This is a genomic window from Halomonas tibetensis (assembly GCF_042643535.1).
Classification (GTDB): domain Bacteria; phylum Pseudomonadota; class Gammaproteobacteria; order Pseudomonadales; family Halomonadaceae; genus Halomonas; species Halomonas tibetensis.
Genome location: NZ_JBHRSQ010000009.1, coordinates 229,802 through 251,638 on the forward strand (window position 1 = coordinate 229,802; position 21,837 = coordinate 251,638).

A 21,837-nucleotide genomic window follows, 5' to 3' on the forward strand; every position below is an offset into this window, starting at 1 on the left:
CGGGTATGGCCACCGGCATGACGGAAGCAGAAGGCCGACCGCAGAGTCGGATCGCAAGTAAGTGATAACGAAACGGAGAAGCGTCATGAGCGACAAGCATAAGGGCGACGAGCCCACCAAGACCGTCAACGAAGGGCGCCGCCGCTTCCTGGCGGGCAGTGCCGCGGTGGGTGCGGCCAGCATGGCCGGCGCCGCCGGCGTGGCGGGCGTAGGGGCGCTGACCCGCAGTCAGCCGGCCCAGGCGGCCAGCGACGGTAGCGCTGCCAATATCCACATAGCGCCGGGTGAACTCGATGAGTACTACGGTTTCTGGAGTGGTGGTCACAGCGGTGAGGTGCGCGTCTACGGCGTGCCCTCCATGCGTGAGATCATGCGCATACCGGTGTTCAACCACTGTTCGGCCTCCGGCTGGGGGATGACCAACGAGTCCAAGCGGATCATGGGCGACAGCCACCGCTTTACCAACGGTGACGCCCACCACCCGCACATCAGCTATACCGACGGCAGCCACGACGGCCGCTACCTGTTCATCAATGACAAGGCCAACACCCGCGTGGCCCGCGTTCGTCTCGACGTTTTCAAGACCGACGCCATGGTGACGGTGCCCAACGTCCAGGCGATCCACGGCCTGCGCCTCCAGAAGGCTCCGCGCACCGGCTATGTGTTCGCCAACGGAGAATACCAGATCCCCCAGCCCAACGACGGCCGCGATATCAATGACCCGTCGAAGTACTACACCCTGTGGAATGCCATCGATGCCGACACCATGGAGGTGAAGTGGCAGGTGATGGTCGACGGCAACCTGGACAACATGGATGCCGACTACACCGGCAAGTACTGTGCGGCGACCTGCTACAACTCCGAGGGTGCCGTGGACCTGGCCGGCAAGATGCGTGCCGACCGCGACTGGGTGACCATCTTCAGCATCGAGCGCATCGAGGCGGCGGTGGCCAACGGTAACTTCATGACCATCGGCGACTCCGAGGTGCCGGTGGTGGATGGTCGCAAGAGCTCCGACCTCAATGTCACCCGCTACGTACCGGTGCCCAAGAACCCCCACGGCCTCAACACCTCCACCGACGGCAAGTATTTCATCGCCGCCGGCAAGCTGTCGCCCACCGTGTCGATGATCGAGATCGCGAGGCTCGACGACCTCTTCGAGGGCAACCTCGACGATGAGCGCGACGTCATCGCCGCCGAGCCGGAGCTGGGTCTCGGGCCGCTGCACACCACCTACGATGGCCGCGGTAACGCCTACACCACCCTGTTCATCGACAGCCAGGTGGTGAAGTGGAACATGGAAGACGCCGTGCGCCACTACAACGGCGAGGACGTCAACTATATCCGCCAGAAGGTCGACGTCCACTACCAGCCGGGCCACAACCATGCGACCCTCTCGGAATCCAAGGATGCCGATGGTAAGTACCTGTTCTCACTGAACAAGTTCTCGAAGGATCGCTTCCTGCCGGTGGGTCCGCTGCATCCCGAGAACGATCAGATGTTCGATATCTCCGGCGACGAGATGGTGCTGCTCCACGACACCCCGACCTTCGCCGAGCCCCACGACGCGGTGATCATCCGCCGCGACCAGATCCAGACCAAACAGATCTGGGAGCGCGACGACCCCTACTTTGCCGACACCGTGGCCATGGCTCAGGAAGACGGCATCACCCTGGAGACCGACAACACCATCATTCGCGACGGCAACAAGGTTCGGGTCTACATGACATCGGTGGCGCCCAACTTCGGCATCACCGAGATCCCCGCCAAGGTGGGTGACGAGATCACCGTGACCATCACCAACCTCGATCGCATCGAGGATCTTACCCACGGCTTCTGCGTCGTGGACCACGGGGTCAGTATGGAGATCAGTCCACAGCAGACCGCCTCCATCACCTTTACGGCCGATAAGCCCGGGGTGTTCTGGTACTACTGCAACTGGTTCTGTCACGCCCTGCACATGGAAATGGTCGGCCGACTGCTCGTCGAGCCGGCATAGGCCTGTGGCTGTGGCCCTGCGAGAATAGACCCGCGGTAGCATCTGCCGGGCCGGCACAGCCTGCCGGCCCGGCAGTTTTCCTTCGTCACGCAGAGAACACCATGCCAGCAAGATGGTTACTCCCCTTGATTCTCCTGTTGCCCGGCCTCGCCCTGGCCGCCGAATGGCGGGCCGTATCCGGCGAGACCCCGCTGCAGCAGGTGCTTGACGCCGCCGCCCCCGGTGACACGGTGCGAGTGGCCGAAGGCGTCTACCTCGGCAATTTCGTGATCGAGGTACCTATCACCCTGGTCGGCGAGCCCGGTGCCATCCTCGATGGCCAGCGAAGCGGCAGCGTGCTGACCGTCGCCGCTCCCGGCACTACGGTCCGTGACCTGCATATCCGTGAGGATGGCGCCGACATCACCGCCATGGACAGCGGCATCTTCGTGGTTCGCGAGGCGGCAGGCGCCCGCATCGAGAACAACCGTATCGAGGCTCGCGGTTTCGGTATCTGGCTTGATGCGACGCCCGACGTGGCGGTGATCGGCAATCGTATCAGCGGCGACACTTCGCTGCGCTCCCAGGACCGCGGCAATGGCCTGCAGCTCTACAACGTCACCGGTGCCGAGATCCGCAACAACGAGGTATGGGAGGCCCGTGACGGTATCTACATCGACGTCAGCAACCACAACCAATTGATCGGCAACCTGCTGCGCGACCAGCGCTACGGGGTGCACTACATGTTCTCGCAGCACAACGTGGTGCGAGACAACGTGACCCGCAACAATCGGCTGGGCTATGCGCTGATGCAGTCGCGCTACCTGGAAGTGGTCGGCAACCGCTCCGAGCGCGACCAGAACTACGGCTTCTTGATGAACTTCATTGTGCACTCGGTAATCGCCGAGAACGTCTCTATCGAGGCACAGCGCGGCAACGTGGCGACGGCCCCCGACGGCCACGCCATCAGCGGCACAGAGGGCAAGGCGCTGTTCGTTTACAACTCGCTGTTCAACGAGATTCGCGACAACCTCTTTGCTCGCACCGAGATCGGCATTCACATGACCGCCGGCTCCGAAGACAACGAGTTCCACGGCAACGCCTTCGTCGGCAACGAGACACAGGTCAAGTACGTGGCTCTACGCGAGCAGGAGTGGTCCTTCGAGGGCAGCGGCAACTACTGGAGCGACTACCTGGGCTGGGATCTCAGCGGTGACGGCCTGGGTGACATTCCCTACGAACCCAATGATTCGGTGGACCGACTGATCTGGACCTATCCCATGGCCAAGATCCTGATGAACAGCCCGGCGGTGAAGGTGCTGCGCTGGGTACAGCGCGAGTTCCCGGTCCTGCGTCCGCCGGGCGTACGCGACAGCCATCCGCTGATGGCTCTTCCCGACTGGATGGCGGAGATAGTGCAATGAACCAACCCGTGATCGAGATGCAGGCGGTCGGCAAGCGATACGGCAAGTTGACGGCCCTCGACGAGGTGAGCCTGACCTTGGGCGAGGGCGAGGTACTGGGCCTCATGGGCCACAATGGCGCCGGCAAGTCCACGTCCATGAAGCTGATCCTGGGGCTGATTCGGCCGACCAGTGGCGAGCTCAGGGTGTTCGGCCACGACCCCGGTGGCAGCGCGGCCAACGACCTGCGCCTGCGCCTGGGCTATCTGCCCGAGAATGTGCAGTTCTACGAGCAGCTCTCGGGCTTCGAGGTGCTCGACTACTTCGCCCGGCTCAAGCGTATCGGCATTGGCATTGTCGAGCCGCTGTTGGAACGCGTTGGCCTGGGCCACGCCATGCACCGCCGGGTGAAGACCTACTCCAAGGGCATGCGCCAGCGCCTCGGCCTGGCCCAGGCGCTGATCGGTGAGCCGCGGCTGATGCTGCTCGACGAGCCCACCGTGGGGCTGGACCCCATGGCCACCCGCGACTTCTATGGCATGGTCGACGAGTTGCGCGACCGCGGCGTCAGCGTGATTCTCTGCTCACACGTGCTGCCGGGGGTAGAGCGCCATATCGACCGGGCGGCGATCCTCGGCCAGGGGCGCTTGCTCGCCTCGGGCAGTATCGATGAACTGCGTGAGGCCGCCGACCTGCCGCTGGTGATCCGCCTGCGCATCGCGCGGACGCCCGAGAGCATCGCCGAGGCGCTGCGCGGCCATGGCGTGCTGGCGCGTCTGGCGGGCGATGGCCGCATCGAGCTCACGTTGCCGGTACGCGCCAAGATGGCGGTACTGCGCGAGCTCGCGGCAGACCCCGAAGTGGTCGATCTGGAGCTGGAGCCGCCGACCCTGGAGTCGCTCTACGCCCACTTTGACGGCACCCTTCGCGACCGGGTAGAGGCCGAGCCGGCCTCGGCGGCGGTCCATGATGCTCAGCAGGGAGTCAGCGCATGAGAAACGTGTTCATCGTGGCCGGCAAGGAGTTCCGCGACGGCCTTCGCAACCGCTGGGTGCTGGCGATCACCCTGGTGTTTGGCCTGCTGGCCATTGGCCTGGCTTACTTCGGTGCCGCGGCCTCCGGCCAGGTGGGCTTCACCCGGGTCTCGACCACTATCGTCAGCCTCTCGAGTCTGGCGGTGTTCCTGATTCCGTTGATCGCGCTGATGCTGGCCTACGACAGCATCGTCGGCGAGGACGAGCAGGGCACTCTGCTGCTGCTGCTCACCTATCCCATGAGCCGGGTCGAGATCCTGGCCGGAAAGTTCCTGGGCCATGCGGCGATCCTCGGCGTCTCCACCCTGGTGGGCTTCGGCGTGGCCGGGGCAGTTATCGCCGCCTTCGGCAGCGTGGAGCAGCTCGGTGAGCTGGTGGCGGCCCTGGCGCTGTTCATCCTCTCGGCGATGCTGCTTGGCTGGGCCTTCATCGGCTTCGCGTACCTGATCAGCGTCAGCGTGGCGGAGAAGTCTCGTGCGGCGGGTATCGCCCTGGTGGTCTGGTTCTTCTTCGTCATCGTCTATGACCTGGCGCTGCTGGGGGTGCTGGTGGGCACCGGTGGTCAGGTCAGCGAGGGGCTCTTCCACTATCTGCTGCTGCTCAACCCCACCGACATCTTCCGCATCGTCAACCTGACCTTCTTCGAGGCGGCGCGGACCCAGGCGGGGCTGGCTTCCATCGGCGCCGATGCGGCCTTCCACCCGGCGCTGCTGATCGGCTCGCTGCTGGCCTGGGTGGCGGCACCGCTGGGCCTGGCGCTGTGGATCTTCCGCCGCCGTGAAATCTGACAAGGAAACCGACGAATGCTGACACGCAGGAAATTCATCATCGTGCTGGGCGGCGTGACCCTGGCAGGGCTGGCTGGCTGCGGCGGCGAGGAGAAGGAGGTCGCGGCGTGCGAGACGCGTCCCTTTCGCGACGACGACGAGTGCGCCGTGTGCGGGATGTTCATCGCCGGATTTCCGGGACCCAAGGCCCAGGCCTGCCTACGCGACGGGCGGCTCCTGACCTTCTGCTCGACGTCGGACATGTTCGTGTGGCTGCTGCAGCCCGACTCGGTGCCCCAGCTGCGCCAGGCCTATGTCCACGACATGGGTGCCACCGGCTGGGAGCGCCCCTCGGATGACGCCTTTATCCCCGCCCAGGTGGCGGTCTATGTGACCGAGCAGCCGCTGATGGGCGCTATGGGGCCAACCCTGGCCTCGTTTGGCAGCGAGGAGGCAGCCCAAGCCTTCATGGCAGAGCACGAAGGTCGGTTGCTCAGCTATGAGCAGATCGACGTCCAGGTGCTCAACGACCTGGCTCGGGCGCATATCAAGCGAACCATGTAGCTCGGGGCCGTTCCGAAGACGAGTCGCCCGGAGAGAGTTGCCTCCCTAACAATACATCGCCCCGGCAGCCAGGCTGCCGGGGCGATATCATTTCCGGCGATCGTTCACGCCGGTGAGAGGAGGCTTGCCGCGGATACGAGCTCTCAGAGCAGCGGTTCGAGCATGAAGTCCACTGCGGCCTTCACCTCCTCATCGCTGAGCTGTAACGCGCCGCCCTTGGGGGGCATGGCCTGGAAGCCGTTGATGGAGTGGTCATAGAGGGTCTCCATGCCCTGCTCAAGACGCGGCGCCCAGGCCGCCTCGTCGCCCTTGATGGGCGCGCCGGCGGCACCGGTCATATGGCAGGCCATGCAGGCCTGATTGTAGATGGCTTCACCGTCGGGCTCGGCCTGGACGGCGGCCGAGAGGGCCAGGGCGGCGGTGCCGGTCAGGGTCAGGATGGCCAGTCGCTTCATTAACATGTCTCCAGAATGCATCTTTTGGCGTTAAAAAAATCGGATGGCGCCGATGCCTCCGATGTCTGGTCCCATGATGGCGCAGGCGACCATGAGAGGCCATGACCCATGTCATGGCGAAATTCATCTTCAAGCATCGCCGACCGCGCCCGGTAGTGCAAGCCGGACGGCGTCAGGGGGCCAGTGGCGAAGCGGTATCGGTCTTGCTGCGGGTCAACGGCTCGATCCTGAGCAGCTGGACCAGCTGCGCTTCCTGCGGTCCCAGCATGTCGGCCAGGGTGTACTTGTCGAGCACGGCCAAGAAGGCGCGCAGCGCCTCGGCCAGGATCGGCTTGAGCCGGCAGGCCGGGGTGATCCTGCACTCGTTATCCTCGCCGAAGCACTCGACCAGCTGCAGATCATGCTCGGCGTCACGCACCAGCTTGCCCAGGCGAATAGTCTCGGGTGGCTTCTTGAGCAGCAGGCCGCCGTTCTTGCCGCGGAACGCGGTAATGTAGCCCTTGTGGCTCAGGTCTTGAACCACCTTCATCAGGTGGTTGCGGGAGACGTCGAAGCTGGAGGCGATCTCCTGAATCGTGGAGCGCTCCTCTCCTTTCACTGCCAGATAGATAAGCACGCGCAGGGAGTAGTCGGTAAAGCGGGTCAGGTGCATACGAGGGCTAGTGCCTCTTGGCTTGATATTGATCAAACTTCATATAGTAACAAGCTTTTATTATATCACTTTACCTCGCCTTGGTCGGGCTGCCGTCCCCTGCGGCATCGGGTCGCGTCAGCAGGAAGGCCGCCACGCCAATAAACAGGGCGCCGGTCAGGAACAGCACGAGCGGCGCTGTACCGCTTAGCCACAGCAGCAGCCAACTGGCCACCAGCAACACCAGTGCCAGTTGCTTGGCTCGACGCGGCACCGCCCGCTGTTCTCGCCAGGCGTGCAGGGTCGGCCCCAGTCGCGGGTGTTCATGTAGCCAGCGGGCCAGTCGCGGCGAGCCCTTGGGCGCCGCCCAGGCCGCTACCAGCAGGAAGGGCGTGGTGGGCAGCAGCGGCACCACCAGGCCGGCCGTACCCAGGCCGACACAGCCGTAGGCCAGGCCGCTCCAGGCAAGGCGTGTGACCAGATGTTTCATGGCAGACCTCGTAGAGTGGCGGCCTAGATATTAAGTGGTATTTTATATACATGTTATAAGCTTGTGCAAAGAGAATGCCGAGGTGCCGCCGCATGACGCTCTTCTCCACGTCATCATCTCTCGCCCGTCGGCTGATCCACGCGTGGTGACCCAGTGGCTTGATCTGGGTCAGCTACCTCGAGAAGGGTACCGACGCGCCGGGCCCTGAATGGCATACTCTGCCCCATGCGGCGGCGCCGCCATCCGGTTCAAGAGGCTGTTTCACGATGCAAGACGACCTGCTGTTCGATCGCCCCCTGGTAGAGAAGTACGACCGACCCGGGCCGCGCTATACCTCCTATCCCACGGCGCCCCAGTTCCACGCGGCCTTCGCCGAGGATGACTACCGCGCCGCGGCCGAGCGCAGCAACCGGGCCAAGACGCCCAAGCCGCTGTCGGTCTACGTGCATATCCCCTTTTGCGAGAGCCTCTGCTACTACTGCGCCTGCAACAAGATCATCACCCACAATACGGCGCGGGCCGCCGAGTATCTGGAGTGGCTCAAGCAGGAGATCCGCGTACAGGGGGCGCTGTTCGACGAATCGCGGCGCATGACCCAGCTGCACCTGGGCGGCGGGACGCCCACCTACCTGAGCAACGCCCAGCTCGGCGAGTTGATGGCTTCGCTGGACGAGGCCTTCCACTTCGCCCAGGCCGCCGAGCGCGAATTCTCCCTGGAGGTGGACCCGCGGACCGTAACCCCGGAGCAGATCCACGAGCTTCACGCCCTGGGGTTCAACCGGCTCAGTTTCGGCGTGCAGGACTTCGACCGCGAGGTGCAGAAGGCGGTCAACCGCCTTCAGAGCGAGGAGCAGGTGGTGGAGCTGGTCCAGGCGTCCCGGGATGCCGGCTTCCAGTCGGTGAGCGTCGACCTGATCTACGGCCTGCCGCTGCAGACCGTGGCCAGCTTCGACACTACCCTCTCCAAGATCATCGATCTGGCGCCGGACCGCATCGCCACCTACAGTTACGCTCACCTGCCGGAGCTGTTCAAGGCTCAGCGGTTGATCCGCCCCGAGGACATGCCGCCGCCGGAGCGCAAGCTGGAGCTGCTCGAGCTGACCATTCGGCGCCTCACCGAGGCGGGATACGTCTATATCGGCATGGACCACTTTGCCCTGCCCGACGACGAGCTCGCCCTGGCCCGGGAGAACGGCACCCTGCAGCGCAATTTCCAGGGCTATTCCACCCACGCCGACTGCGATTTGATCGGCCTGGGCATTACCTCTATCGGCAAGGTCGGCGACACCTACAGCCAGAACGTCAAAGAGACCGCTCAGTACCAGCATCGTCTGGAACAGGGCCAGCTTCCGGTATTCCGCGGCTATCGGCTCAGCGACGACGATCGCCTGCGCCGCGACGTCATCAACGCCTTGATGTGCCACAACCATATCGACTTCGCCACTATCGAGGCCGCTCACGGTATCGTTTTTCGCGACACCTTCGCCGAAGTCCTCGAGGAGCTCGAGGAGATGGCCGCAGACGGCCTGCTGGTGATCCGTGAGGGCGAAATCGAGGTGCTGCCACGCGGTCGGCTGATGATGCGCAACGCCGCCATGGCTTTCGACGCCTACCTGGCGAAGAGCCAGGGCCGCTACTCCCGCACCGTCTAGGGACCCCTCGCGGCACCGCCGCAAGCCTCTATTGGACGCTGCTCCGTCATCGACGCGAGCGGCTTTCTCGCATTGCGGCGGGCCAGGCCGGGCGTCTTTCGGTGTCAAATGAAAATGGGTCATGATGCTCCCCGTCTGCACCAGATATAGGGCTTGCCGAGGAGATATGGTCTATATATGGTAGTCGGGCCGCGAGCGATCGAGGGTTGTCCGACGACATGATGCATGTCAGTGCAGCCCCGGGAACACCGGCATAGGATCAACGGTTCGCCGGCTTCGGCCGCATGGTTATTCTCAGGAGAACTGTCATGTCCCTGCCGTTGTTGCCTTTACCGTTACAGGCCCTGCCGCGTCTTCCCGCCCCCGCCCGCCTGATTCGCGCCGTCGATCCGCGCGTGCCGGTCGGTGTCAAGCGTCGCCTGGTGGAACCGCTGCTCAACCGCACCTTCGCCGAGCCCCTCGCCGAGGGAGAGTTCGACGCCCTGACAGGGCGCCGTATCACCTTGGCCGTCGAGGATCTGGGCATGACGCTGACCCTCACCCTCGAGAACGAGCGCCTGAGGGTGTGTACCCAGCCCGGCGAGGCCACCATTCGCGGAGGCTGGCGTGAGTTTCTCTGCCTGGCCACCCGCCGTGAGGATCCCGATGCCCTGTTCTTCCAGCGCCGGCTGCTGATCGAGGGCGACACCGAGCTGGGCCTGATGGTCAAGAACCTCCTCGACAGTTGCGAGGAGGGGTTGGCACAAGGCCCCTTCGGTGACCTGCTGGTTCGCCTGGAGCGGCTGGCGAGACGCAAGACCTGAGTTTTTTTCGATTAACGTATGTTACGGAGTCATTCGCATGAGCACTTCCACCAAGGCCGTGAAGTCATCCAGCGAGGTCCCTCTGCAGGTGCCGTCCCGCGATATCTGGGACTCCAAGTATCGCCTCAAGGACCGTCATGGCAAGCCCGTGGACAAGGACGTGGACGCTACCTGGGAGCGGGTGGCCCGGGCCCTGGCCGTGGTGGAGGGTGACAAGGCCGACGAGTGGCTGCCGAAATTCCGCTGGGCGCTGGAGAACGGCGCCATTCCCGCCGGGCGGATCATGTCCAATGCTGGCGCCGAGGCCTTCAAACCGGCGGTGAGCCTGATCAACTGTACGGTGTCGCGCACCATTCGCGATTCCATGCACGATATCCTCGACTCCGTGGTGGATGCCGGCATGACCCTCAAGGCGGGCTGCGGCATCGGCTATGACTTTTCTACCCTGCGTCACAAGGGCGCCTTCGTGTTCGGCGCCGGTGCCGGCACCAACGGCCCCCTGGCGTTCATGGATATCTACGACAAGATGTGCTTCACGGTGGCTTCCGCCGGTGGGCGCCGTGGTGCCCAGATGGGCACCTTCGATGTCGGCCATCCCGACGTGCGCCAGTTCATCGAGGCCAAGCGCGAGGCGGGCCGCCTGCGCCAGTTCAACCTCAGCCTGCTGATCACCGACGAGTTCATGGAGGCGGTAAAGCAGGACGCCGACTGGCCGCTGGCGTTCCCGCTGCACGCCGGCGAGAAGGACGACGTCGAGCAGAACGAGCTGATCTACCGCGACTGGCCGGTAGTCGAAGAGGGCTACACCGTCGACGCCGAGGGGCGCGTGGCCTGTCGCATCGTCGAGGTGATCAAGGCCCGCGAGCTCTGGGACACCATCATGAGCTCCACCTACGACTTCGCCGAGCCGGGTTTCATCCTGATCGATCAGGTCAACCGGATGAACAACAACTGGTTCTGCGAGGAGATCCGCGCCACCAACCCCTGCGGCGAGCAGCCGCTGCCCCCGGAAGGCGCCTGCCTGCTGGGCTCGGTCAACCTGACCCGCTTCGTCATCGACCCCTTCGGCAAGAAGCCGCGCTTCGACTGGGAGCGCTACCGCGAGGTGGTGGCGGTCTTCACCCGCATGCTCGACAACGTGGTGGAGATCAGCGGCCTGCCGCTTTCCGGTCAGCGCCGCGAGATCGAGGCCAAGCGCCGCCACGGGATGGGCTTCCTGGGCCTCGGTTCGACCATGACCATGCTCAAGATTCCCTACGGCTCGCCCGAGTCGCTGGCCTTCACCGAGGAGGTGAGCCGCAACCTGGCCATCGAGGGCTGGAAGCAGGCGCTGGAGCTTTCCCGCGAGAAGGGCATGGCCCCGGCGCTGGCGGAGGACTTCGAGATCACCCCGAAGATGATGCGCGAGCGGCCCGAACTCAAGAAGGACGGCTACGAGATCGGCGATAAGCTGCCCGGCCGCATCCTGCATGCGCGCTACAGCCGCTACATGCAGAAGGTCGCCGAGCTGGAGCCGGAGCTGGTTGCCCAACTCGCCGAGCACGGCGCGCGCTTCACCCACCACAGCTCCATTGCCCCCACCGGCACCATCTCGCTGTCGCTGGGCAACAACGCCTCCAACGGCATCGAGCCGTCGTTCTCGCACCGCTACTTCCGCAATGTGATCCAGGCGGGCAAGAAGACCAAGGAACAGGTGGAAGTGGTCTCCTTCGAGCTGGCGGCCTATCGCCACTTCATCGCCCCTGCCGCCGTGGACAGCGACCTGCCGGACTACTTCATCACCGCCGATTCGGTGAGCCCGAAGCAGCACGTGGCGGTGCAGGCCGCCGCCCAGGCCTGGGTCGATTCGGCGATTTCCAAGACGGTGAACGTGCCCACCGATTTTCCCTTCGAGGAGTTCAAGGATCTGTACCTGGACGCCTACCGGAGCCAGCTCAAGGGCTGCACCACCTTCCGCTTCAATCCGGAGGCTTTCCAGGGGGTGCTGGTTCGCGAGGACGACCTGAAGAACACCACCTATGTGTTCGAACTGGAGAACGGCGAGACCGTGGAGCTGGCCGGTGACGAGAAGATCATCTACGACGGCGAAGAGCACAACGCGGCGAACCTCTATGACGCGCTGAAGGAAGGCACCTATGGCAAGTGGTAAGCCGTTCCACCTGCCGTTGAGCGTCAATCACCCACTTATCGGAGGAGCCTCCTGATGGCCGTCGAGATCACGTCCAAGATTGTTTCCTACAGCGTCAAGAAGGCGGTGGAAGAGCCGCCGTTGCCCGAGGAGAACCCGCTGACGGTGCGCATTCCCTCGCGCCCTGAAGGCACCCTGGAAGCCGTGTCGGAGAAGATCTCCTACGTCGGCGCCGAGGGACGCAAGAAGGTCTACCTGCTGGTGTCGTTCATGCCCGTGGAGGGCGTGCTGGCGGGCAAGCGGGTGGTGGTCGAGCGCCCGGTGGAGTTCTTCTTCCCCTCCGGCCAGCTCTCCAGCGAGCACCAGTGGATCACCGCCACCATGCGCAGCCTGTCGCTGGCCGCTCGTGGCGGCTACGTCACCCAGGCGGTGGCCGACCTGCGCAAGGTGGCCTGGGACAAGGGCCTGGTGCGCTGCGGCATGAACCGTTGGGGCAAGCCCATGTTCCACGACTCCGAGGTCGCGGCCATCGCCTGGTCGATCCAGCAGATCCTCTTTCGTCGCGGCTTCCTCGACCAGGATGGTAACCAGGTGCCGGTGGAGGCGCTGGTGGCCCGCTACGCCCAGCGTCAGGCCAGCGGCCACCTGTGGCATCCGCCCACCGCGGAGGAGATCGAGCAGACCGAGCGCAAGGCCCAGCATGCCGATCACGCCAAGGGTGACGGCCCCACCGTGGTGGGCCACTGCCCGGAGTGCAACGGCGAGCTGATCATGATGGACGGGTGCCCCACCTGCTACGCCGGCTGTGGCTGGTCCAAGTGCGGTTAACGAAAGCCCGCGCAACAAACGTGCGGATAGGCTGACCGACAACCGGCGATAGTTCACCGCCCCGGGTCACGAGAGTGGTTCGGGGCGGTGTTGTTTCAAGGGTACTGTGTCAGCCGCGCAGCTCGACGGACTCGAAGTGGCGCCTGAGTCGGCGCACTAGGGTCTCCAGGTCCTCCCGCGGCGGGGCGTCGGCCACCGGGCGGCAGTAGTCGGGGTCGCGGCAGTGCTCCAGGCGGGCCAGTTGGATGGCGTAGCGGCGCACGCCGCAGTCGGCCAGGGTCATGGCCAGCTGTTCCAGCGCCTCCAGGGTGAAGTCGCGCCAGTGCACCGTGGTACGACACTCGAAAGTGACGTTGCCTTCCAGCAGCAGCGACAGGCTGCGGGCATGGCGCTGCCAGATGCCACGTCGCCCGGCGATGCGATCGAAGTCGGCGCCGCGCCCCTTGGTGTCCAGCGCTACCCAGTCCAGCCGCGGCAGCAGCGCCTCCAGGCGTTCCGGGTAGGAGCCGGCGGTGTGCAACCCCACCGCCAGCCCCAGCGCCCGGCAGGCGTCGGCCGCAGCCGGCAGGTCAGCGTGCAGGGTGGGCTCGCCGCCGCTGAACACCACGGCATCGATCTCGCCGCCCCGGGCGGCGAGCAGCGCTTCGATGGCATCCCACTCCCCCGGCATACCGCGCCTTGCCGGCCCCATGCGGCTTGCGGTCTCGCAGTAGCCGCACTGCAGCGGGCAGCCCTGAAGATGAACCACTGCAGCGCGTCTACCTGGAAAGGCGTGATCGTCCCGGGCGTCGAAGCCGGCGATGGGTAGGCGAACCTCGGCCTCGAAAGCGGGGAGTCTCGGCATCATGGCAGTGGTTATCCCTGGAGGGACACTCGGCTATGGTTCATGCCGGGCCGGCCGTGCCAGTAGCCGTCGCAGATCTCGGCCTCGACCAGGGCGAGCGGGTCAAGGGCGGGAAGCAAACCGTGGCGGGCGGAATCGAAGGCGGTCACCACCTCGGCCATGCCCTCGGGGCGCGGGCTCAGCCGGGCGATTCCGACGCCCATCTCGGCCATGCTCGGCAGCTCATGGCGCAGATCCTGGCAGGCGCCAGACAGGGTCTGGATACCGTTGAGCGTGAACACCTGGTCCGCCTCCTGGGTACGCAAAGCGAGGCCCTCCGGGTGCTTCTGGCAGACGAACTGACAGCGGTCCTTGGGCTTCTGATAGCGGCGTGCGGTGAAACAGCGCGACGACCAGGCCAACGGCAGGTGGCCGTAGGCAAACACTTCGCAGGCCGCCTCTAGCCCCTGATCGCGGCAGTCGGCCAGCAGTCTCGCCAGATCGCCCTTGGACATCTCCACCGGGGCCTGCCAGCGCTGCATGCCGACGCGGGCCAGTACGGAGAGTGTGGCCGGGTTGTAGAGGTTGAGCGACGCGCCGGCCACGAAGGGTTGTCCCGCCGCCGAGAGGCGCTGCAGGGCGCTCTGGTCGTTGGCCTCGACCAGGAACTCACCGTTGTCGCATAGCTTGCGCAGATCGCGCAGATCGGCCTCGGACTCGATCAGGGCCTGACTGGACAGCACTACCTGCTTGCCGCTTTGGGTCAGCTCGCGTCCTAGTCCCAGCCAGTCGTCGAGCTTCATGTCGCGGCGCCGCGAGCAGACCGACTCGCCTAGGTGGACGATATCGACCGGCCAGTCGGCGGCCTCGCGATAGAAGTCGGCGTAGTGCTCGCGGGTCCAGTAGAAGAGCACCGGGCCGAGCGACAGCTGGAGCGTGGGGTTCGCAGACATGGGCTCTCTCCTATTTCCAGCGGCGCTCGTAGGCGCCCAGGGTGGTGGTGCTGCCTTCGGAGACCTCGCCGAGGCCGGTCATCCAGGCGGGCTCGACGTGGAAGCGGCCGGGAGCCCGCTCCAGGCGGTCCAGGGCCTGGCGCCAGATACCGGCGACCTTGGACACGTAGGCCGGACTGCGCTGACGGCCCTCGATCTTCACCGCGCTGATGCCCAGTTCGGCGAGCTCCGGCAGCAGCTCCAGAGTGTTGAGGCTGGTGGGCTCCTCGATGGCGTGGTAGGTCTCGCCGCCGACCTCGAAGCGCCCCTTGCAGAGGGTGGGGTAGCCGGCGTTCTCGCCCTTGGCGTAGCGGTCGATGAGCACGCCGTTGAGGCGCGATTCCAGGCCCTCCGGTGTCTCCTCCCAGCGCACATGGGCGGCCGGCGAGCAGACGCCGCGGGTGTTGGGGGATTCGCCGGTGAGATACGACGAGAGGTAGCAGCGACCCTCGGCCATGATGCAGAGGCTGCCGAAGGCGAACACCTCCAGCTCCACCGGACTCTGTTTCGCTAGGTCGCGCACCTGGGTAATGGAGAGCACCCGGGGCAACACGGCGCGCTTGATGCCGAACTGGTTGTGGTAGAAGCGAAGAGCTTCGTGGCTGGTCGCCGAGCCCTGCACCGAGAGGTGGCGGGCGAGTTCAGGGTGACGGCGGGCGGCGTAGTCGAGCAGCCCCATGTCGGCCATGATCAGGGCGTCGACGCCAAGTTCGGCGGCCTGATCCACGGCGCGGGTCCACATGGCCCAGCCGTCCGGCTGAGGGTAGGTGTTGATGGCGCAGAAGACCCGCTTGCCGCGGGAGTGGGCATAGTCGATGCCTTCACGTGCGCGCTTGTCGGTGAAGTTGAGCCCGGCAAACTGGCGAGCGTTGGTGGTGTTCTGGAAGCCGAAGTAGACCGCATCGGCTCCTTCGTCCACGGCGCGCTTCAGGGCGGGCAGGTTGCCGGCGGGGCAGACGAGCTCCATGGTGAGCCTCCTCTCGATGAAAACCCGACCATGCTAGTCGACTATCCCCCGCGGCCATTTGACTGGCGTCATGGCGAGGGGGATTCGTGAATGGCGAGATACAGGTCATGTCGGGGCCATGCGATGGACGTTTGGTAAGGCCCTGCGCCAGCGTCTGGCCTAGTCTTGGGTCAGACACGCTCAACCACGCGAGGTGGTCATGGATATCGAAAACCTCTTCGATGCGAGCTACGCGCGGGTACTGAGCCGGGAGGTCGAGGGTCAGGCGTTCTTCGCGGCTTTCTATGAGCGCTTCCTTGCGGCCTCACCGGAGGTGGCGGAGAAGTTTCGCCATACCGACATGACCAGCCAGCGGGCCATGCTGAAGAAGGCCTTCTATCGCCTTCTTTCTTTCTACGTGTCGAGCCATGCCGACTACTACCTGAAGGAGGTGGCGGTCAGCCATAGTCGCGTGCATCTCGACATTGTCCCGGCGCTCTATGACCTCTGGCTCGAGACATTGATCGACACGGTTCGTGTCTTCGACGAGCAGTTCGATGATGACGTCGAGCTGGCCTGGCGGCTGGTGATGACGCCGGGCATCGTCTTCATGACGTTCCACTACGACCGGGATGACGATTCCGGCGGATGAACCTGTTACGCGGATCACGGCGCCAGGCACGACACCGCCCTATGGGCCTCGCCCATGGGGCGGTGTCGTTGAGTCTTTCCGTTACCGGTTCAAAGGTATGGGTCTGCCTGGGTCTCAGCCGGCGCGCTCGAACAACAGGTTGTTCTCCAGGTGAATGTGCTGCATCAGGTCGTCGCGGAACTCGCGCAGTCCGGCGTAGAGGGCGCGCCAGGTGGTGCAGGCCCCCTTGGGCGGGGTGATATTGTCGGTCAGCGCCAACACCTGCTCGAGGTTCTCGCCGTGGTCGTCGTGTTCGTGACGCATCACGGCGATGGGCCCCTGGGCCTGGGCGCCCATCCCGCGACGCAGCATCGGGAAGAGAATCTGCTCCTCCTTCTGCATATGGCTCTCCATCTCCTGATGGATGGTGGTGAGCAGGTCGGCCAGTCCGCTGGGGCAGGTGTCACGCTCACCGTGGACCTGTTCGACGCGTCGGGCCATGCGCACCAGTTCGGGCAGCTGCTGGCGATGGACATCGTGATAGCGGGTCAGGATATGGTCGATCAGTTCGTCGTTGCTGGCTTCCTGCCAGTCTCGCTCGTCGCTCTCGCCTTTCGGCAGCCCTTCGAGCTCGGCGACCAGGGCCTCGGGCGCCAGGCCGATGCGCTCGGCGGCCTCGCGCAGGCTGATGCGTCCCCCGCAGCAGAAGTCGATGTTGTGGTCGCGGAACACCCGGGTCGCGCCGGGCAGGGTCAGGGCGGTGCGGCCGACGCTCTGTTCGATTAGGCTCATGGTGATTTCCTCTTGAGGTGATGGTCTGTGCAGGTAGCATATTAAGATGTATGTTTAATACATCTTTAGGGCCGGAGCTGACATGGGACGAATTGTCGCCCCCCGGCCCGCCCCTCACCGCTCGATGCCGCAGGGCCGCTGCCGGCGATCCTCATTGACACGACTTGACCGAGGTCAGCGCCGGATGATGTTGGCTGGCGGCCGGCTTCGCGCCCACACAAGATGGAACGATGATACATGCAAGACTCAAGCATGGTGGAAGGGCAACGCTTCAGTACCAGGGGGCTCTTAGAACCCGGAGCGACACCCGCCTCGACGCTCTGCTGGCAGATCAACCGCGCGGCGGAGGGAGGTGACATATGAGGCCTTTGATCAGTCGGCTGGTACGGGGAGTGGCGGTGCTGGTCGGCGTTGGGGTGGGCGCGGCGCTGCTGGTTGTTTTCGTGGCCAACCGCCAGGTGCCGGAGCGCCTCGAGGCGGCAGTGGCGCACACGCCGGTCACGGTGATCGAGGTGCAGCCGACTGAGCTGCGTCTCGAGGCCCGTGGCCACGGCGTGGCCCGCCCCGCCGAGACCTGGCAGGCGGTGGCCAACGTGTCGGGCCGCGTTGTGGAGCGTCATCCGGCACTGGAGAGCGGCACCCTGCTGCCGGAGGGCGCCTTGCTGGTGGCGCTCGATCCCAGTCGCTATGAGCTAGCCATCGCCGAGGCCGAGGCTGAGCTGGCCGGCCTGGTCGGCGAGGGGGCCTTGCTCGAGGTCGAGGAGGAGAATACCGGCCGGCTGCTGGTGCTGGAGCGCGAGCGTCTGGCCCTGGCCGAGCAGGAACTGGCGCGCATTGAAAGGCTGGCCGGCAGCGGGGCCGTGGCCCGCGCCCAGCTCGACGAACAGCACCGTGCCACCCTGGCCCAGCGCCAGGCGGTGGCTTCCCTGCAGAACAGCCTGGCACTGCTGCCGGCGCGGCGACAGTCGCTGGAGGCCCAGCAGGCCCGGGCCGCCACGCACCTGTCCCAAGCCCAGCGAGACCTTGAAGATACCCGCTTCATCGCCCCCTACGACCTGCGCCTTGCAGAGGTCGCGGTGGAGCGTCACCAGTTCGTCGCCGTCGGGCAGCGGCTCTTCGAAGCGGACAGCCTGGACGCCGCCGAGGTGGAGGCGCGTATCCCGTTCAGCATGATGCGACGCCTGCTGGGCACCGTGGCCCCCGATGACCTGCCCCTCGGTACCCTGGATCTCAGCGAACGCATCGACCTCGGCGTCATCGAGGCCGAACTGGCGCTGGTGGGTGCCCCTGGTGTGGGTTGGCGCGGGCGGGTAGTGCGTATTGCCAGCGGCCTGGATCCGGCCACCCGCGCCGTGCGGGTGGTGGTGCGGGTCGATCACCCCTACCGGGATGCGCGGCCGCCGGACCGCCCCCCACTGCAGCGCGACATGTATACCCGGGTACACCTCTCGGCCCCGAGCCCCGAGCCTCGGCTGGTGGTGCCGGCATCGGCCTTGCATCACGGCGAGCTCTACCTGGCCGACGGGGAGGCGCGTCTGGTGCGGCGCGAGGTGTCGGTGGCCTTCGAGCAGGGGGACCTGGCGGTGATCGAGGCGGGTCTTGCTCCGGGTGAACGGGTCATCGTCGATGACCTGCAGCCCGCCCTGGCCGGCATGATGCTGGCGCCGCGGCGTGACGCGGCGCTCGAGGCCCGCCTCGCCGCCCAGGCGCTGGGGGAAACCTCCCGCGATGCCCCGGCCGGGAGTGCGGCGCCATGATCCGCTGGTTTGCTGCACATCCCACGGCAGCCAATCTGCTGCTGATACTGCTGCTGGCCGTTGGCCTGTTCGCCGCTCCGAACCTCAAGCGTGAGACCTTCCCCGACTATCGCCCCACCGAAGTGGCCGTGGAGGCGATCTATCGCGGCGCCAGCGCCACCGATGTCGAGGACGCTATCTGTCGGCGCCTTCATGAGGCGGTCAAGGGGGTGGAGTTCCTCGATGAGTTCGCCTGCGTGGCCCAGGACAATCTGGCCAGCGCCACGGTCACCATGGCGTCAGGCGGCGACGCCATCCGCTTCCTCACCCAGATCGATACCGAGGTCAATGCCATCACCGACCTGCCGGCCCGCGCCGAGGCGCCGGTGGTCCGCGAGCTGCACCGCAGCGATCCGGTAGTGGCGGTGGCAGTCTCGGGGGATATGCCCACCCGGCAGCTCGAGGATTACGCCCTGGGTCTGGAGGAACGCATCATGGCGCTGCCGGGCGTGGCGGACGTGTCGATCCACGGCATGTCGCAGCGCCAGTGGCAGGTGGAGGTGCCACGCGAAGTGCTGGGCCAGCACGGGCTCTCCGCGCGGGATCTGGCTCGCCGGTTGGCCAGCCAGAGCATCGATCTGCCGCTCGGCACGCTGGAAACTCGCGACCGCGATATCCTGCTGCGCTTCACCGATCAGCGCCGTTCACTCGCGGAGCTGGCCTCGCTGGTGGTGGTCTCCAGTCCGGAGGGTGGCGAGTTGACCCTGGGTGAGCTCGCCACCTTGAGCGAGACCGGCGAACGGGAAGAGGAGCAGGTCCGCTTCAACGGCGAGCCATCGGTGGTGCTGGAGGTGAGCAAGAGCCTGCGCGACGATGCCCTGACGGTGAAGGCGCGCCTTGAACAGTTGATCGAGGCCGAGCGCCAGCGCTTCGATGGCGGCGTGACGCTGACCCTGACTCAGGACATGACCGGCATTGTGCGTGACCGCCTGCAGATGCTGGTGGGCAACGGCATCATGGGGCTGGTTCTGGTAGTGCTGGTGATGAGCTTGTTCTTTCGTCCGCGGCTGGCGCTGTGGGCGGTACTGGGACTGCCCGCCGCCTTTATGGGCGCCTTCACCGTCATGGCGTTGACCGGGCTGTCGCTGAACATGATTACTCTGGTGGCCCTGTTGATGGCCATCGGCATCGTCATGGACGACGCCATCGTCATCACCGATAACATCGCCTCCCACGCTCGGGAGAACGCCTCGCCGCTGGAGGCGGTAGTGGCCGGTACCCGCCAGGTGCTGCCCGGGGTGTTGTCGTCCTTCCTGACCACGGTGGCGGTGTTTGTACCGCTCTCCTTTCTGTCCGGCGAACTGGGCGCCGTGCTCGAGGTGCTGCCGATAGTGCTGATCGCCGCCCTGGCGGCTAGCCTGATCGAGGCCTTCTGGATCCTGCCACACCATCTGAAGGGTAGTGTGAAACACCTGCAGCAGGACCGGGACTCACGGCTACGCGTTGCCTTCGACCGCCGCTTCGAGCGTTTCCGCGAGAGCGTGGGGCGGTTGGCCGACCGCGCCATCCGCTTTCGTTATGCGGTATTGGGCGCCGTTCTGGCGATCATTCTGGGTTCCGCTGGCTTTATGGCGGGAGGGCATGTCGGCAGCGAGGCGATGCCCGACATCGATGGCGACGTGCTGGAGGCGCGCATCCTGATGCCCCAGGGCACGCCGCTGGCGCGTACCGAGGCGGTGGCCGAGCGGATCGAGGCGGCGATGCAGGCCCTCGATGCCCGCTACTCTCCCGATCAGCCGGACGGGGCGCGTCTGGTCGAGGCGATCCAGGTGCGTTTCAACCACAACCCCAGCGCCCGGGAAGCGGGCCCCCATGTGGCCACGTTGGTGGTCGACCTGCTGACCGCCGAGCGTCGGCGGGTGACCCTGGACGAGCTTACCGCGGCCTGGCGCGAGGCGATCGGTGAGATCGAAGGGGTGCAGCGCTTGATCATCCAGGAGCCGGGCTTCGGCCCTGCCGGGGTGCCGGTGGAGGTGCGTCTCGTCGGCGAGGATCTGGCCGCCATGCAGGTGGCGGCGAGGGAGCTTGGGAAACATCTCGAGGGCTATGCGGCTGTCTACAACGTCATCGATGATCTGCGCCTGGGCAAGCCTCAGCGAGCCTTCTCGCTGATCGAAGGCGCCCACGGCATGGGGCTGACCGCCGAGGAAGTGGCCAGCCAGATGCGCGCCGCGCTGCTCGGCGAGATCGCCGATACCCTGCGCATCGGCGATCAGGACGTGGAGGTGCTGGTGCGTCAGGCCGCCAGCGACCGGGATGGCCTGGACGATCTCGCCGACCTGACTATCCTTCTCCCCGACGGGCGGAGGGTGCCTCTGGAGGTAGTCGCCGAGGCGACCGAGCGTCGCGACTGGGCGCGCATCACCCGCATCGACGGGCGGCGAACGGTGACCGTGGAGGCCAATGTGGATGCCCGTCAGGCCAGCGGCCAGGCTATCGTCGACGCCCTGGTGGCGAGCGGCTGGCTGGACGATTTCCAGGCCCGCCATCCCGAGGTGGAGGTCGTCTTTGAAGGGGAGGTAGCCAGCTCCGCCGAGACCGGGGGCTCCATCGGTCGCGGTCTGCTGATCGGGCTGGTGGGGATCTTCGTGATCCTCTCCTTCCAGTTCCGCAGCTACGTGGAACCGCTGATTGTCATGCTGTCGATCCCCCTGGCCTTCATCGGTGCCATCTGGGGGCACGTCATCATGGGTTACTACCTCTCCATGCCCTCGCTGATCGGGGCGGCTTCTCTGGCCGGGATCGTGGTCAACAACGCCATCCTGCTGATCCACTTCATCAAGACCCATCGCGAGCGCGGGCTCGACGCCGTGGCGGCGGCTGGCCAGGCCAGCCGCGACCGGCTGCGCGCCATACTGATCTCATCCACCACCACCATCGCCGGGTTGCTGCCACTGCTGGCCGAGACCAGCAGCCAGGCCGCAGCCATCAAGCCGCTGGTGATTTCGGTGGTGTTCGGTCTGCTCAGCGCGACCGTGCTGGTACTGCTGGTCATTCCAGCCCTTTACGTGCTGTTCGATGACTGGGGATGGGTAGGCGTGAAGGAAACATCAGCCACGAGTGAGTAATGGTGTTCGAACATGACTACGCCCCGGCATGTCCGGGGCGTGTCGTCGTGCTGGTG

At 65.5% G+C, this 21,837-nt stretch carries 19 protein-coding genes; 12 read left to right on the plus strand and 7 right to left on the minus strand.

Annotated features, from left to right (window positions below):
* Nucleotides 1-85: 85 nt before the first annotated feature.
* The 5 genes from nosZ (at nt 86) to ACFODV_RS07390 (ending at nt 5,746) form a co-directional block, all read left to right on the plus strand.
* Nucleotides 86-1,999, plus strand: coding sequence for a TAT-dependent nitrous-oxide reductase (gene nosZ, locus ACFODV_RS07370; protein ID WP_379756948.1), 1,914 nt, complete (start codon nt 86-88; stop codon nt 1,997-1,999).
* A 101-nt stretch (nt 2,000-2,100) separates the two neighbouring features.
* Nucleotides 2,101-3,402 (plus strand): nitrous oxide reductase family maturation protein NosD, encoded by a 1,302-nt coding sequence (locus ACFODV_RS07375; protein ID WP_379756951.1) that lies wholly within the window; start codon nt 2,101-2,103, stop codon nt 3,400-3,402.
* Nucleotides 3,399-4,376 carry an ABC transporter ATP-binding protein gene (locus ACFODV_RS07380; RefSeq protein WP_379756954.1) on the plus strand — a complete coding sequence of 326 codons (978 nt, stop codon included), beginning with the start codon at nt 3,399-3,401 and terminating at the stop codon, nt 4,374-4,376. Before ACFODV_RS07375 ends, ACFODV_RS07380 begins: the two co-directional genes overlap by 4 nt.
* Entirely contained in the window at nt 4,373-5,203 is an 831-nt protein-coding gene (locus ACFODV_RS07385; protein WP_379756957.1) for an ABC transporter permease subunit, read from the plus strand. The genes ACFODV_RS07380 and ACFODV_RS07385 overlap by 4 nt, the downstream gene beginning before the upstream one ends.
* A 15-nt stretch (nt 5,204-5,218) precedes the next feature.
* A complete protein-coding gene (locus tag ACFODV_RS07390) occupies nt 5,219-5,746 on the plus strand; it encodes a nitrous oxide reductase accessory protein NosL (RefSeq protein ID WP_379756960.1) in 528 nt (175 codons plus the stop codon).
* A gap of 143 nt (nt 5,747-5,889) precedes the next feature.
* Here ACFODV_RS07390 and ACFODV_RS07395 read toward each other — a convergent pair whose 3' ends face one another.
* The 3 genes from ACFODV_RS07395 to ACFODV_RS07405 all read right to left on the minus strand — a co-directional run bounded on the left by ACFODV_RS07395 (nt 5,890) and on the right by ACFODV_RS07405 (nt 7,322).
* Complete coding sequence (locus ACFODV_RS07395) at nt 5,890-6,201, minus strand: c-type cytochrome (protein WP_379756963.1); 312 nt, start codon at nt 6,199-6,201, stop codon at nt 5,890-5,892.
* Between the two features lie 172 nt (nt 6,202-6,373).
* A complete protein-coding gene (locus ACFODV_RS07400) occupies nt 6,374-6,853 on the minus strand; it encodes an Rrf2 family transcriptional regulator (protein ID WP_379756966.1) in 480 nt (159 codons plus the stop codon).
* A gap of 70 nt (nt 6,854-6,923) precedes the next feature.
* Complete coding sequence (locus tag ACFODV_RS07405; RefSeq protein ID WP_379756969.1) at nt 6,924-7,322, minus strand: YbaN family protein; 399 nt, start codon at nt 7,320-7,322, stop codon at nt 6,924-6,926.
* 266 nt (nt 7,323-7,588) lie between these two features.
* Here ACFODV_RS07405 and hemN point away from each other — a divergent pair, with 266 nt between their 5' ends.
* The 4 genes from hemN to ACFODV_RS07425 all read left to right on the plus strand — a co-directional run bounded on the left by hemN (nt 7,589) and on the right by ACFODV_RS07425 (nt 12,733).
* Nucleotides 7,589-8,974 carry an oxygen-independent coproporphyrinogen III oxidase gene (gene hemN, locus ACFODV_RS07410; RefSeq protein WP_379756972.1) on the plus strand — a complete coding sequence of 462 codons (1,386 nt, stop codon included), beginning with the start codon at nt 7,589-7,591 and terminating at the stop codon, nt 8,972-8,974.
* A gap of 308 nt (nt 8,975-9,282) precedes the next feature.
* Entirely contained in the window at nt 9,283-9,777 is a 495-nt protein-coding gene (ubiT, locus tag ACFODV_RS07415; RefSeq protein WP_379756975.1) for a ubiquinone anaerobic biosynthesis accessory factor UbiT, read from the plus strand.
* A 37-nt stretch (nt 9,778-9,814) separates the two neighbouring features.
* The gene (locus ACFODV_RS07420) at nt 9,815-11,926 is read left to right on the plus strand and encodes an adenosylcobalamin-dependent ribonucleoside-diphosphate reductase (RefSeq protein WP_379756978.1); all 2,112 of its coding nucleotides are present in this window, start codon (nt 9,815-9,817) and stop codon (nt 11,924-11,926) included.
* 54 nt (nt 11,927-11,980) lie between these two features.
* A complete protein-coding gene (locus ACFODV_RS07425; protein ID WP_379756981.1) occupies nt 11,981-12,733 on the plus strand; it encodes a ribonucleoside-diphosphate reductase in 753 nt (250 codons plus the stop codon).
* Nucleotides 12,734-12,842: 109 nt separating this feature from the next.
* Here ACFODV_RS07425 and ACFODV_RS07430 read toward each other — a convergent pair whose 3' ends face one another.
* From ACFODV_RS07430 to ubiU, 3 genes are read right to left on the minus strand one after another with little or no spacing between them, the layout of a single operon-like run.
* Nucleotides 12,843-13,580: an anaerobic ribonucleoside-triphosphate reductase activating protein gene (locus ACFODV_RS07430; protein ID WP_379756984.1), complete on the minus strand. Its 738-nt coding sequence runs from the start codon at nt 13,578-13,580 to the stop codon at nt 12,843-12,845.
* A gap of 8 nt (nt 13,581-13,588) precedes the next feature.
* Complete coding sequence (locus ACFODV_RS07435; protein WP_379756986.1) at nt 13,589-14,509, minus strand: U32 family peptidase; 921 nt, start codon at nt 14,507-14,509, stop codon at nt 13,589-13,591.
* A 10-nt stretch (nt 14,510-14,519) separates the two neighbouring features.
* Nucleotides 14,520-15,515, minus strand: a complete 996-nt coding sequence (gene ubiU / locus ACFODV_RS07440; RefSeq protein WP_379756989.1) for a ubiquinone anaerobic biosynthesis protein UbiU — start codon at nt 15,513-15,515, stop codon at nt 14,520-14,522.
* A gap of 199 nt (nt 15,516-15,714) precedes the next feature.
* On the opposite strand from ubiU, the gene ACFODV_RS07445 reads away from it, so the two are divergent.
* Nucleotides 15,715-16,146: a globin gene (locus tag ACFODV_RS07445; RefSeq protein ID WP_379756992.1), complete on the plus strand. Its 432-nt coding sequence runs from the start codon at nt 15,715-15,717 to the stop codon at nt 16,144-16,146.
* Nucleotides 16,147-16,260: 114 nt separating this feature from the next.
* On the opposite strand, the gene ytfE is transcribed toward ACFODV_RS07445, so the two are convergent.
* On the minus strand, nt 16,261-16,917 hold the full coding sequence (ytfE, locus tag ACFODV_RS07450) for an iron-sulfur cluster repair protein YtfE (RefSeq protein ID WP_379756994.1): 657 nt from the start codon (nt 16,915-16,917) through the stop codon (nt 16,261-16,263).
* Between the two features lie 359 nt (nt 16,918-17,276).
* Between ytfE and ACFODV_RS07455 the strand changes: the two genes are divergently transcribed.
* Together ACFODV_RS07455 and ACFODV_RS07460 are read left to right on the plus strand one after the other, a co-directional pair.
* Nucleotides 17,277-18,674, plus strand: a complete 1,398-nt coding sequence (locus tag ACFODV_RS07455; RefSeq protein ID WP_379756997.1) for an efflux RND transporter periplasmic adaptor subunit — start codon at nt 17,277-17,279, stop codon at nt 18,672-18,674.
* Entirely contained in the window at nt 18,671-21,781 is a 3,111-nt protein-coding gene (locus tag ACFODV_RS07460) for an efflux RND transporter permease subunit (protein ID WP_379757000.1), read from the plus strand. Before ACFODV_RS07455 ends, ACFODV_RS07460 begins: the two co-directional genes overlap by 4 nt.
* Nucleotides 21,782-21,837 lie beyond the last annotated feature (56 nt).

Coding starts and splice junctions, on each gene's coding strand:
- nosZ (WP_379756948.1), top strand. CDS start 86: ATGAGCGACAAGCATAAGGGCGACGAGCCCACCAAGACCGTCAACGAA.
- ACFODV_RS07375 (WP_379756951.1), top strand. CDS start 2,101: ATGCCAGCAAGATGGTTACTCCCCTTGATTCTCCTGTTGCCCGGCCTC.
- ACFODV_RS07380 (WP_379756954.1), top strand. CDS start 3,399: ATGAACCAACCCGTGATCGAGATGCAGGCGGTCGGCAAGCGATACGGC.
- ACFODV_RS07385 (WP_379756957.1), top strand. CDS start 4,373: ATGAGAAACGTGTTCATCGTGGCCGGCAAGGAGTTCCGCGACGGCCTT.
- ACFODV_RS07390 (WP_379756960.1), top strand. CDS start 5,219: ATGCTGACACGCAGGAAATTCATCATCGTGCTGGGCGGCGTGACCCTG.
- ACFODV_RS07395 (WP_379756963.1), bottom strand. CDS start 6,201: ATGAAGCGACTGGCCATCCTGACCCTGACCGGCACCGCCGCCCTGGCC.
- ACFODV_RS07400 (WP_379756966.1), bottom strand. CDS start 6,853: ATGCACCTGACCCGCTTTACCGACTACTCCCTGCGCGTGCTTATCTAT.
- ACFODV_RS07405 (WP_379756969.1), bottom strand. CDS start 7,322: ATGAAACATCTGGTCACACGCCTTGCCTGGAGCGGCCTGGCCTACGGC.
- hemN (WP_379756972.1), top strand. CDS start 7,589: ATGCAAGACGACCTGCTGTTCGATCGCCCCCTGGTAGAGAAGTACGAC.
- ubiT (WP_379756975.1), top strand. CDS start 9,283: ATGTCCCTGCCGTTGTTGCCTTTACCGTTACAGGCCCTGCCGCGTCTT.
- ACFODV_RS07420 (WP_379756978.1), top strand. CDS start 9,815: ATGAGCACTTCCACCAAGGCCGTGAAGTCATCCAGCGAGGTCCCTCTG.
- ACFODV_RS07425 (WP_379756981.1), top strand. CDS start 11,981: ATGGCCGTCGAGATCACGTCCAAGATTGTTTCCTACAGCGTCAAGAAG.
- ACFODV_RS07430 (WP_379756984.1), bottom strand. CDS start 13,580: ATGATGCCGAGACTCCCCGCTTTCGAGGCCGAGGTTCGCCTACCCATC.
- ACFODV_RS07435 (WP_379756986.1), bottom strand. CDS start 14,509: ATGTCTGCGAACCCCACGCTCCAGCTGTCGCTCGGCCCGGTGCTCTTC.
- ubiU (WP_379756989.1), bottom strand. CDS start 15,515: ATGGAGCTCGTCTGCCCCGCCGGCAACCTGCCCGCCCTGAAGCGCGCC.
- ACFODV_RS07445 (WP_379756992.1), top strand. CDS start 15,715: ATGGATATCGAAAACCTCTTCGATGCGAGCTACGCGCGGGTACTGAGC.
- ytfE (WP_379756994.1), bottom strand. CDS start 16,917: ATGAGCCTAATCGAACAGAGCGTCGGCCGCACCGCCCTGACCCTGCCC.
- ACFODV_RS07455 (WP_379756997.1), top strand. CDS start 17,277: ATGAGGCCTTTGATCAGTCGGCTGGTACGGGGAGTGGCGGTGCTGGTC.
- ACFODV_RS07460 (WP_379757000.1), top strand. CDS start 18,671: ATGATCCGCTGGTTTGCTGCACATCCCACGGCAGCCAATCTGCTGCTG.